The organism is Microbacterium sp. CCH5-D1, assembly GCF_001557335.1.
In the GTDB taxonomy this organism is placed as follows: Bacteria; Actinomycetota; Actinomycetes; order Actinomycetales; family Microbacteriaceae; genus Microbacterium; species Microbacterium oxydans.
The window spans coordinates 1-11,271 of sequence record NZ_LSJW01000231.1; the positions used below are offsets into that span (position 1 = coordinate 1).

General features: G+C 67.3%; 11 protein-coding genes and 1 pseudogene. 4 read left to right on the top strand and 8 right to left on the bottom strand.

Going from position 1 to position 11,271, the window contains the following annotated elements; all coding sequences use genetic code 11:
• Positions 1-72 precede the first annotated feature (72 nt).
• The 6 genes and pseudogenes from AX744_RS13685 to AX744_RS13710 form a co-directional block, all read right to left on the bottom strand.
• Positions 73-1,065: an ABC transporter permease gene (locus tag AX744_RS13685; RefSeq protein WP_231728817.1), complete on the bottom strand. Its 993-nt coding sequence runs from the start codon at positions 1,063-1,065 to the stop codon at positions 73-75.
• Positions 1,058-2,061: pseudogene (locus AX744_RS13690) on the bottom strand (ABC transporter permease). The gene AX744_RS13685 and the pseudogene AX744_RS13690 overlap by 8 nt, the downstream one beginning before the upstream one ends.
• A gap of 40 nt (positions 2,062-2,101) precedes the next feature.
• Positions 2,102-3,766, bottom strand: coding sequence for an ABC transporter substrate-binding protein (locus AX744_RS13695; protein ID WP_061017484.1), 1,665 nt, complete (start codon positions 3,764-3,766; stop codon positions 2,102-2,104).
• A gap of 194 nt (positions 3,767-3,960) precedes the next feature.
• Complete coding sequence (locus tag AX744_RS13700) at positions 3,961-5,268, bottom strand: GNAT family N-acetyltransferase (protein ID WP_061017487.1); 1,308 nt, start codon at positions 5,266-5,268, stop codon at positions 3,961-3,963.
• A 33-nt stretch (positions 5,269-5,301) separates the two neighbouring features.
• Complete coding sequence (locus tag AX744_RS13705) at positions 5,302-5,547, bottom strand: zf-HC2 domain-containing protein (protein WP_046749475.1); 246 nt, start codon at positions 5,545-5,547, stop codon at positions 5,302-5,304.
• Positions 5,544-6,206: a sigma-70 family RNA polymerase sigma factor gene (locus tag AX744_RS13710; protein WP_046749476.1), complete on the bottom strand. Its 663-nt coding sequence runs from the start codon at positions 6,204-6,206 to the stop codon at positions 5,544-5,546. The genes AX744_RS13705 and AX744_RS13710 overlap by 4 nt, the downstream gene beginning before the upstream one ends.
• A gap of 72 nt (positions 6,207-6,278) precedes the next feature.
• Between AX744_RS13710 and aroA the strand changes: the two genes are divergently transcribed.
• The 3 genes from aroA to bcp are packed head-to-tail and all read left to right on the top strand — an operon-like array spanning position 6,279 to position 9,151.
• Positions 6,279-7,595 (top strand): 3-phosphoshikimate 1-carboxyvinyltransferase, encoded by a 1,317-nt coding sequence (gene aroA / locus AX744_RS13715; protein WP_061017489.1) that lies wholly within the window; start codon positions 6,279-6,281, stop codon positions 7,593-7,595.
• Between the two features lie 2 nt (positions 7,596-7,597).
• Positions 7,598-8,668, top strand: a complete 1,071-nt coding sequence (gene rsgA, locus AX744_RS13720) for a ribosome small subunit-dependent GTPase A (RefSeq protein WP_046749478.1) — start codon at positions 7,598-7,600, stop codon at positions 8,666-8,668.
• 9 nt (positions 8,669-8,677) lie between these two features.
• Positions 8,678-9,151: a thioredoxin-dependent thiol peroxidase gene (gene bcp, locus AX744_RS13725; protein ID WP_058633158.1), complete on the top strand. Its 474-nt coding sequence runs from the start codon at positions 8,678-8,680 to the stop codon at positions 9,149-9,151.
• A 48-nt stretch (positions 9,152-9,199) separates the two neighbouring features.
• Here bcp and AX744_RS13730 read toward each other — a convergent pair whose 3' ends face one another.
• A complete protein-coding gene (locus tag AX744_RS13730) occupies positions 9,200-9,586 on the bottom strand; it encodes a hypothetical protein (protein WP_231589744.1) in 387 nt (128 codons plus the stop codon).
• A 230-nt stretch (positions 9,587-9,816) separates the two neighbouring features.
• On the opposite strand from AX744_RS13730, the gene AX744_RS13735 reads away from it, so the two are divergent.
• Positions 9,817-10,065 carry a WhiB family transcriptional regulator gene (locus tag AX744_RS13735; protein ID WP_017203224.1) on the top strand — a complete coding sequence of 83 codons (249 nt, stop codon included), beginning with the start codon at positions 9,817-9,819 and terminating at the stop codon, positions 10,063-10,065.
• Positions 10,066-10,128: 63 nt separating this feature from the next.
• Here AX744_RS13735 and AX744_RS13740 read toward each other — a convergent pair.
• The coding region (locus AX744_RS13740) for a sensor histidine kinase (protein WP_061017491.1) at positions 10,129-11,271 on the bottom strand (1,143 nt) is incomplete at its 5' end.

Here is an 11,271-nt window from a genome sequence, read left to right on the forward strand (position 1 = left end):
CGGCCTTCACCGGCGGATCCACCTCATACTCGATCGACACATTCCGCGCCGTCAGGACCGCTGTGTTCCCGGTCATGCGACCGCTCCTTCCCCACCGACACCACGACCGGCACGACGCGCCAGACGCTGGCGTCGCGCAGCCACCGGAACCAGGCGCAGCTTCGGATTCACGATCTCGTCGATCGCGAAGTTGATCAGAGACAATGCGGTCCCGATGAGGGCGATGATCAGACCGGGTGGCACGAACCACCACCAGGCACCGCTGCCCACGGCCTGCCCGGTCTGGGCGTCGTTCAACACCGTTCCCAGGGTGATCGAACCGGTCGGTCCGAGGCCGAGGTACGACAGGCCCGCTTCGCCGAGGACAGCGAAGATCACACCGAAGATGAGCTGGGCCGCGAGCAGCGGGACGAGATTCGGGAGGATCTCGACGAAGATGACCCGAAGTGGACGCTCGCCCGCGACGACCGACGCCGCGACATAGTCCCGCGTGCGCAGGGAACGTGCGGTGCCACGGAGAACCACGGCTGACCCTGCCCAGCCCGTGATACCGAGCACGAGAGCCACCAACAGCGAGCTACGCGCGAGGTCGCCAAGCCCCTCGGTGTGCTGGACATATGCCGCGATCACCATGACTAGAGGCAGGCCGGGGATCACGAGCATGATGTTCGTGGCCAGCATCAGGGTCTCATCGAGAGCTCCACCGAAGTAGCCGGCCAGCACACCGAACACCAGGGCGAGGAAGAGCGCCACCGCCCCCGCGACCGCGCCGACGAAGAGCGATCCCTGAGTGCCTGTCGCCACTTGAGCGAGCACATCGAAGCCGAGCTTGGTCGTGCCGAGCGGGTGCTCGGGACTCGGCGGGAGCAGCGGGTCGAAGCTCGCGTCGCGCGGATCGCCGAGAAGCAGCGGCCCGATGAGCCCGAACAGCACGATCACTCCGAGGAGGACCACACCGGCGAGAAGCTTGCCGGAGAGCCGAGGTAGTCCGTTCCGCAGACGTGCCGACCGCGCGACGGCGACGGCGTGTGTGGACTCGGACGGGGAAACGATCAGGTCAGCCATCGCGGCGCACTCTCGGGTCGATGAAGCCATAGAGGAGGTCGATGAGGAAGTTCGCCGCCAGCACCGTCAGGGTGATGACGAGGAACACTCCTGCATCAGGGCATAGTCGAGGCCCTGAACGGACTGGATCATCAACTTGCCGAGCCCCGGATAGCTGAAGACCTGTTCGGTGACGATCGAGCCGGCCACCACGAATCCGAGCGCGATCCCGAAGCCGGCGAGACTCGGGATGGAGGCGTTGCGCGCCGCATATGCGGTGCGGATGCGTGAGGGTCGCAGTCCTTTGGCCTCCGCGGTGAGGACGTAGTCCTCCGACATCGTCTGCACCATCATGTTCCGCATCCCCAGCAGCCACCCTCCGACCGACGAGATCACGATCGTCGCGGCGGGGAGCAGAGCGTGAACGAACGCGCTGGCGAAGAAGGCCGGTGACCACTCAGGGCCGGCGGGGAACTCGAACACGTCGTACCCGCCGATGATCGGCAACAACCCCAACTGCACCGAGAAGACTGCGACCAGTACGAGCGCGAGCCAGAAGTACGGGATCGACTGCAGAAAAGTGGTGATCGGCACGAGCTGGTCGACCCACGTGCCCCGGAACCAGCCGACCCACGCACCGGCGATGATTCCGAGGACGAACGAGATGATGGTGGCTGCTCCGACGAGCGTCACCGTCCACGGCAATGCCGCAGCGATGAGCTCGCCTACCGGGGCCGGGTATCGGGTCGACGAGACCCCGAGATCACCGTGCAGCAGCCGACCCCAGTAGGCGAGGTATTGATCCCACAGCGTCGATCCCTTCTCCGCCCCGAGGATCGAGGTGATCGCTTTGATCGTCTCCTCGGACAGCGGCCTCCCCCCGTTCGCGCGCCGGAGCTTGCCCAGCATGATCGCGGCAGGGTCGCCGGGGAGCAGTCGCGGCAGCAGGAAGTTGAGGGAGATCGCGGCCCACAGTGTGATGATGTAGAACGCGATGCGGCGCATCCAGAACTTCACGAGCCTCTCCTCTCTGTGGATCGAGCCATGGGTGATGGTCCTACTTCTCGACGGGGCGGAGGTGGGTCAGGATCACTGCCGACGCCGTCGACAGGTACGGTAGAGGTGCCGCATACAGGTCGTCATCGCTCGGCCACCCGGTGAAATCCGCCGTGTTGAAGAACGACTGCGACGCGTTGAGCACGACCGGGATGTAGGGCAGATCACGGGCGATCTCCGTCTGCACCATCGCGTACGCGTCCTTCTTGATCACCTCGTCCTGGGTCGCTCCCGCTCGCTTGACCGCTTCATCCACTGCGGGATTCGTGTAGCGGGCATAGTTCTGCCCCTTTGTCGGCTCCTCGCCGACCTTCGCCGTCGCGGTCGTCGTGAAGTAACGGTCATAGTTGGAGAACGGATCGGCCACCAGCGACTGCGTGATGCCGTAGAGCGCGAGCTGGAACTCGCCGGTCGAGATCGGCGTCCAGTACTCGGCCTCCGAGACCGTCCGTGCGTTCACCCGTATGCCGGCCTTGGCCGCCTGCGAGCTGATGAGCTTGGCCGCATCGTTGTAGTCCGTCCACCCGTCGGGTGAGAAGAGGTCGAGCTCGATGGGCATGCCGTCCTTGCCGTAGAACCCGTCACTCCCCTTCGTGTAGCCGGCCGCTTCGAGGATCCCCTCGGCGCTGGCGGCATCCGGCTCCTGAGGGCTGACCGCCAACGATGGATCACTCAGCCACTTCTCGTCGCGAGGGAGCAGGGCGAAGCTCGGCGACGCCTCGCCGGAGAGACCGGCGAACGCCTTGCCGCTGATCGCACCGCGGTCGATCGCGACGTTCAGTGCCTGACGCACGGCGGGATCGGTCTGCGCACCCGTGCAGCCCATCGACGCGTCCGCGCAGGTCATGATCACGGTGGGGTCCTGCTGCTGGTTCATCGTGCTGATGCGCCCGTTGGAGGTCACCCCGTCGGGATTCGCGATGAACTGGCCGACCCAGTCGAGCTTTCCCGTCTTCAGCAGGTCCTCCGACGACTGGTTCGAGTCGATCCCGATGTCCTGCACTTCCTTGATCGCCGGTGCGCCGTCGCGGAAGAGCGGGTTCGCCTCGAGCGTGTAAGCGGCGTCCGTGAACGACTTGAGCGTGTACGGCCCCGAGCCCACCGGCTTCGGGTTCGTCTCCGTCATGTAGTCGTCGATCTCGGACCAGATGTGCTTCGGGATGATCCAGGTGGAGCCGAGGATCAGCGAGGTCGCCGTGAACTTCGGAGACGAGTACGTCACGACCGCTGTGATGTCATCGGTGGCATCGACCGACACCATGTCGGGGTCGAGGTTGGAGCCGTATCCGAGGCTGAAGGCGACGTCCTCGGCCGTCAGATCTTCGCCATCGCTCCACTTGAGGTCGGGCTTGATGGCGATCGTGAGGACCGTCCCGTCCTCGTTGAACTCATATGAGTCGCCCAACAGGCCGACAGGCGCATCGTCCGAGAGCTGGTTGAAGAAGAAGAGCGGCTCGTAGATGGCACCGAACGTCATGTGCGTCGCGGTGTCGACGGCGAACGGGTTGAAGTTGTTGGTGATGGGCGTCATCGACCCCGACCACATGCGGAGCGGGCGATCACCTCCCGACGAGCCGCCATCGGATGTGCAGCCGGCCAATGCGAATACCAGCGCTGCGGCGCCGGCGACGAGAGGAAGGGACTTCCTCCAGCGGTTGTCGTGCATGGAAACCTCGTCTCAAGAGCTTCATTGCGGAAGTCGAGCAGGGCGGACGGGCATCCGCTCTGAGGCGAGGTTATAGTAAAGGCCCTTTCTGGTAAAGCCCTTTCTAGTTATTCCTTCCGCACGAGAATGGCCTCGCGCAGGAGCGCGAGGCCATTCGGTGCTCCCCCGCAGCAATCAGCCGCGGACGGGCGGACTCAATACCAGATGTCGAGAGACGGCGCGGGGAAGGTGATGAAGGCTCGGTCGAGGGCCTCGACCGCAGCGGCATCGGCGGCGATGCGGCCGGCACCGTGCAGCGTCGCAGCGCGGACCCCTCCCGCATACAGGGCGGAGAGCGCGGAGACATCGAGCGTGACATCGACGTCTGTCGCGGAGTCGGTCACCGGATCGACGGTGGCGACGCAGGAGTCGTCCACGTGCAGGCGCCAGTCGCCGTTCGCGAAGCCGAGGGAGTCTTCCACGCGGATGACGGTGTCGATCGGCGCCGAGTAGCGACGGGCGGTCAGCGCGGCAGGGATGTCGAGCACGCGCAGCCAGCCGTGGTCGTGCACCTCCTGCTTCACGCCGCGGGTGTCGTGCACGAGCCATGGCAGCGGGTCGTCGACCGGGCGGAGGTCGGCGACCACCTCGTCGACGAGATCGTGCTGCAGAGCGAAGCGCCAGAGCGCCGTGCGCGCGTCCGTCGTCTCGGCGACCAGCAGGCGCACGTCCATCCGGAACCGGAAGGTGCCGGCGGCCTCACCGACGGTGTAGGCCATGACGCCACGCAGCACGCCGTCTTCGTCCCGATAACGCACCCCACGTGCCTGGTCGCGGTCCGGGGTGGGAGACACGCCCGCGTACCCCTCCCATCGACCTTGCCAGCCCGGGATCTGCCCCGCGGCCCTCCCCCGTGCGCGTTCGTGGACCGTGCCGAGGTCTGCAGCGAGGGTCTCCCGGTCGACGTACTCGAGGGTGCCGAGCGGGGTCGGGCCGCTCCAGCCGGCGCGGCGGGTGTCGACCGTGTGACGCGCGACCGGGATCGCGGAGCCGAAGCCGTAGCGACCGTAGATCGTCGCCTCCGACACCGTGAGGCCCGCGATGGGCACACCGGAGGCTGCCGCAGCGCGAAGCTCTCCTTCGAGAAGCGCCCTGGCTATCCCGCGGCGGCGATGCGTCGCCGACACCGTCACCACGCTGATGGCCCACATGTCGATCTCACGCCCACCGGGAACGGTGAGCGGCGTCACCCAGCCGTTGATGGTCGCGACGGGAAGGTCGGCATCGACGGCGCCCTGCTCGTACACCCCGACGTTCCGCCGTTCGGCGAAGGTCTTGCGCACCTGGGCGATCATCTCGGCGCTCGGCTCAGGCCCGAGGAACCCGCGGTCGACCGCGCGCTCGAATGCCGATGCCTTCGGTTCGTCGCTCAGATCGACGACGCGATAGTCAAGACCGGCTCCGGCCAGTCGTTCCCTCGAGATGGTGTCAGCGGGTACGTCTCTCGCATCGATGGAGGTCATCCACCCACACTACCGACGCCCTCCGACCCGGAGTCAGTGCTGGGCTGCCTGCACTGCCCGCAGCCGGGCGAACACCTGGTCGCGCAGCTCCTCGGGTGCGGTCTCCTTGCAGGCCCGCGCGATCACATCGGTGAGGGTGGTGGCGACGAGAGCCTCATCCCGACAGGACGGGCAGTTCTCCAGATGCTCGCGGATCTCGGTGTGCTCGGTCTTGCACACCTCGTTGCGGAGATACTCCTCCAGATCCTGACGGGCTTTGTCGCAGCCGCAGTCACTCATTTCTTGCTCCTCGTCTCGGCCGCGGCGATGCCCCGCTCAGCGGCGTAATCTGCCAGCAGCTCCCGCAGCATCCGCCTGCCACGGTGCAGACGGCTCATGACGGTGCCGATGGGGGTCTTCATGATGTCGGCGATCTCCTGATACGCGAAACCCTCGACATCCGCGAGATAGACCGCGAGACGGAAGTCCTCCGGCACGGCCTGCAGCGCGTCCTTGACGACGGAGGCGGGCATCCGGTCGATGGCCTCCGCCTCGGCCGACCGGCTGTGCGACGCCGTCGTCGACTCCGCTCCGCCCAGCTGCCAGTCTTCGAGCTCGTCGATCGTGCCCTGGAACGGCTCCCGCTGACGCTTGCGGTAGATGTTGATGTAGGTGTTCGTGAGGATCCGGTAGAGCCACGCCTTGAGGTTCGTACCCTGCGAGAACGTCGCCCAGGACCCATAGGCCTTGACGAAGGTCTCCTGCACGAGGTCTGCGGCGTCGGCGGGATTGCGCGTCATACGCATCGCGGCGGCGTAGAGCTGGTCCATGAACGGGAGCGCCTGCTCTTCGAACTCGCGCCGAGGGTCGCCGACGGTGTCTGCGGTTGCGGTGTCATCCATCACCGGCCAGTCTAGGCCGCTGAGGTCGATCACCTCGCGCTCCAACGTCGCCGTCATACTCGCTCCTTCGGTGGGGTGGGAGCCTGTCGTTCGCGACGAAGCTCCCTGCGTTTACTAAGGTGAGAACCGATGAGCGCCAACAGGTATTCCCCCTCCCGCGTGCAGGGCGCCTACACCGCGCCCTCGACCGACGTGCCCGTGCACGCCGAGCTCACGATCCCCGGTTCGAAGTCGCTGACGAACCGCGAGTTGATCATCGCCGCGATCGCCGACGGTCCCGGCCGCCTGATCGCCCCTCTGCACTCCGACGACTCCGCGCGCATGGTCGACGCGCTGCGTGCCCTCGGGGTGGGCATCGAGGAGGTGGATGCCGGTCATGAGTTCGGGCCTGACCTCGTCGTCACCCCTGCGAGACTCGACGGCGGCACCACGATCGACTGCGGGCAGGCCGGCACCGTCATGCGCTTCATCGCTCCGCTGGCCGGACTCGCCGAGAACGACGTGCATCTCACCGCGCACGAGACCGCCCTCCATCGGCCGATGGGGGGCCTCATCAGCGCGCTGCGCGACCTCGGAGTCGACATCGACGACGAGGGCACCTGGGCTCTTCCGTTCACGATCCGCGGCCACGGGCGCATCCGCGGGGGTCGCGTCGAGATCGATGCCTCCGCATCGAGCCAGTTCGTCTCCGGGCTCCTCCTCGCCGCTCCGCGTTTCGATGTGGGACTGCACCTCGTCCACACCGGCGAGCACCTGCCGAGCCTTCCGCACATCGACATGACCATCGAGGCACTCAGCCGCCGAGGCATCCGCATCGAGCGCCCAGCCGTCGGCGAATGGCTTGTCGAGGCGGGCGTCCCCCGCGCCAAGGAGATCGCGATCGAACCCGATCTCTCGAACGCCGCACCGTTCCTCGCCGCCGCGCTCGTCACCGGTGGATCCGTGTCGATCACGGGCTGGCCTCCGCACTCCACCCAACCGGGCGCCCTCCTGCCGGAGATCCTCCAGGCGACCGGAGCTCACGTCGGGCGGCACGGCGGAACGCTGACTGTGCGCGCGGGCTCCGGCATCCGCGGTCTCGACCTCGATCTCTCGGCGGCGAGCGAGCTCACCCCGACACTGGTCGGCCTCGCCGCCTTCGCGGACTCCCCGACGACGATCCGCGGCATCGGGCACATCCGCCTGCACGAGACCGATCGAATCGCCGCGCTGATCGGGAACCTGCGTGCCCTCGGCGGCGAGGCCGAGGAACTGCCGGACGGACTCCGCATCATCCCGCGCCCGCTGCACGGCGGACGCTGGGCTGCGCACCACGACCACCGCATGGCAACGACCGGCGCGCTCATCGGTCTCCGTGTCCCCGATGTGGAGATCGACGACATCGGCACCACTGCGAAGACCCTCCCGGAGTTCACGATGCTCTGGGAGCGGATGCTGCGGGGCTGACGGTGAGCTGGCTCGACGACGCCGACGACCTCGAAGACGACTTCGAGGACTTCGACGAGAGCAGCATCCGCACCCGCCCGAACCCCAAAGCCAACCGGCCGCGCACGAAGCGCCGTCCCGCGCACGAGGACGCGCAGGTGGGGCGAGTGCTCGGTGTGGATCGGGGTCGCTACTCCGTCCTGCTCGGGGAGGACACGGCGGAGGAGCGCACGATCACCACCACACGTGCGCGCGAGCTGCGCCGAACACCCATCGTCACGGGCGACCAGGCCCGAGTGGTCGGCGACACCTCGGGAGACGATGGCACGCTCGCCCGTATCGTCGGCATCGTGGAGCGGACCTCGCTTCTCCGACGCAGCGCGGACGACACGGACCAGGTCGAGCGGGTGATCGTCGCCAACGCGGACCAGATGCTCATCGTCGTCGCGGCCGCCGACCCCGAACCCCGTGCGCGCCTGGTCGATCGCTATCTCGTGGCAGCACTCGACGCCGGCATCCGCCCCCTTCTCGTCGTCACGAAGACCGACATCGCCGACCCGACCGAGTTCCTCACGCATTTCGAGGGGCTGGACCTTCGGGTCTTCACGAGTTCCCAGGACGAGATGCCCGTCGAGGAGATCGGCGAGGCTCTCATCGGTCACTCCACGGTGTTCGTCGGACACTCCGGAGTCGGCAAGTCGACACTCGTCAATGCACTCGTCCCCACAGCGCTGCGCGCCACGGGACACGTGAATCAGGTGACAGGACGCGGACGCCACACGTCGTCGTCGACCGTGTCCCTGCGTTACCAGGGAGCGGGTGGCACCGGCTGGGTGATCGACACCCCTGGGGTGCGCTCGTTCGGACTCGGCCATGTCGATCCGGCCAACATCCTCGCGGCCTTCACCGAGCTCGCGACGATCGCCGAGGACTGCCCCCGCGGCTGCACCCATCTGGCCGATGCCCCCGACTGCGCGCTCATCGAGGCGGCGGAACGAGGCGAGCTGGGAGAGACCGGTCGTGCGCGACTCGACTCTCTGCAGCGGCTGCTGCAGACGTTCGCAGACAAGGCGGAGCAGACGCCCGGGCGATAGGCTGGAGGCGTGACCCAGCGCCTCGAACCAGGAACCGCCGCCCCCGACTTCTCACTCCTCGACCAGGACGGGAACACCGTCCGCCTCGAGGATCTGCGCGGCCAGAAGACCGTGCTGTACTTCTACCCGGCGGCGATGACCCCCGGATGCACCACCGAGGCCTGCGACTTCCGCGACAGCATCTCTTCCCTCCAGGGCGCCGGCTACCGCGTGGTCGGCATCTCGCGTGACGACCCCGCGACGCTGACGAAGTTCCGCGAGCGCGACGCCCTCACCTTCCCGCTCCTCAGCGACCCCGATCACGCGGTCCACTCCGCGTACGGTGCGTGGGGAGAGAAGATGAACTACGGCAAGCTCGTCGAAGGCGTCATCCGCTCGACCTTCGTCCTCGACGAGGACGGCACGATCGTGCTCGCGCAGTACAACGTCAAGGCCACCGGCCACGTTGCGCGTCTGCGCAAACAGCTCGGCATCGACGCCTGACCTGCCCCGTAGGCACCTCCCGAGCCTCGGAGATCCGAGCTCCGGAGGTCACTCCGCCGCGCGCTGCGGCCCTTCGCGACGGGCGCTCGTGATCAGCAGCGCGAAGCCGACCAGGCCGGGGAGCCCGACTCCGAGCGTGAACGGCCAGGAGATCGGCTGCAGCGTGAGAGAAGCCAGCGCGAGCGCCACGGCGAGCACCTGGAAGACCACTCCCCCTGAGCGCGCCCAGGACTTCCCGGAGCGCGTGCCCACCGCGAAGGCGACGAGGGCTGCGGCACCGATCAGCGTGAGCACGATGAGCGCGAGGGCGGTCGGGAGAGAGGCCGCGTCACCCGCACCGAGGCCGGCGAGTTCGATCACCGCGAAGACCAGGAGCGCCACTGCCTCGAGAGCGAGGACGGCTGCTGCCGCGAGGGCGATTCCGGGTGCGCGCACGGTGTCTCCCATGGATCGAATGAGGAGAAAACCCTTGATTTCACGGTTTTCATGTAACAGAATAGAGAAAGTCATGTGCTCCCACAGCGGCGTGGGGCGAGCGTTCACGCTCGCATCACAATTCGCGGGCATTCCGTCCGCATCTCAACAGGGTAGCGGAACCCGAACTACTACCCGAATCCGAGAGGTCGCATCGCGACATCTCATGAAATCCACACCGAGGAGCCCCCATGGACTGGCGCGATAAGGCCGCCTGCCTGACTGTCGACCCCGAGCTTTTCTTCCCCGTGGGGAACACCGGCCCGGCCGTCGATCAGATCGAGAAGGCGAAGACCGTCTGCGCCACCTGCACGGTCACCGAGATCTGCTTGCAGTACGCCCTGGAGACCAGCCAGGACTCCGGCGTCTGGGGCGGCCTCTCCGAGGACGAGCGCCGCGCTCTCAAGCGTCGCGCCGCCCGCGCACGCCGCGCCTCCTGAACTTCCGGAAGCGGCCTGAGATCGACTCTCAGGCCGCTTCCGTCTGTCCGGACCCTGCTGCGCTCAGCGTTCCAGCCAGCGCAGCGGGATGTCGATGACCACCTCGGTGCCGTCGCCGTCGCTCCCGTGCCACTCGATGGTGCCGCCGAGCTCGCCCTGGATCAGGGTGCGGATGATCTGCGTGCCGAGCCCCTGACCGATCCGCCCTTCCGGCAGACCGAGGCCGGTGTCGCGCACCGTGACACGGAGGTTGTCCTCTGTGCGCTTCGCGTCGATCGTCACGACACCCTCCTGGCCGGCGAGCCCATGCTCGACGGCGTTCGTGACGACCTCCGTCAGTGCGAGCGCGAGCGGGGTCGCGTACTCGCTCGGCAGGACTCCGAACCGCCCGGTCGACTGGGTCCGTGCCCGGGTGTTCGGCGCGGAGGCTACCTCGGCGACGAGCTTGAGCACACGGTGGAAGACCTCGTCGAAATCGACCTTCTGGGTGAGGCCCTGAGCGAGGGTGTCGTGCACCACGGCGATCGCGTCCACGCGGCGCATGGCCTGCGTCAAGGCGTCGCGTGCCTCGTCGGAGTGCGTGCGGCGAGCCTGGATGCGCAGGAGCGAGGCCACGGTCTGCAGATTGTTCTTGACCCGGTGATGGATCTCGCGAATCGTGGCGTCCTTCGTGATGAGCTCCTGCTCCTGATGGCGGAGCTCCGACACATCACGGCACAGCACGATGGCGCCGATGCGCGTGCCATGGTCCTTGAGGGGGATGGCGCGCAGGGATACCGTCACGCCGCGGGCCTCGATGTCCGTGCGCCACGGAGCGCGCCCCGTGACGACCACGGGCAGCGACTCGTCGACCTGGCGGGAGGGCGGGACGAGTCGGGTGGTGACCTCGGCCAGCGATTCCCCCTCGAGCTCATCGTCGAAGCCCATCCGGTTGAATGCGGAGAGCGCGTTCGGGCTGGCGAAGGTCGTGATCCCGTCGACATCGATGCGGATGAGGCCGTCGGAGGCGCGAGGGGCTCCTCGGCGGGGCGAGGTGGGGGCCGTCAGGTCAGGGAAGCTGCCGTCGGCGATCATGCGGAACAGATCGTTCGCGCACTCGTCGAACGTGATCTGCTGCCGCGAGGGCGTGCGCACCTCGCCGAGGTTCGTGTGGCGGGTGACGACCCCGATCACAGTGGACTGGGCGTCAGCTCCGCGCTTCACGGT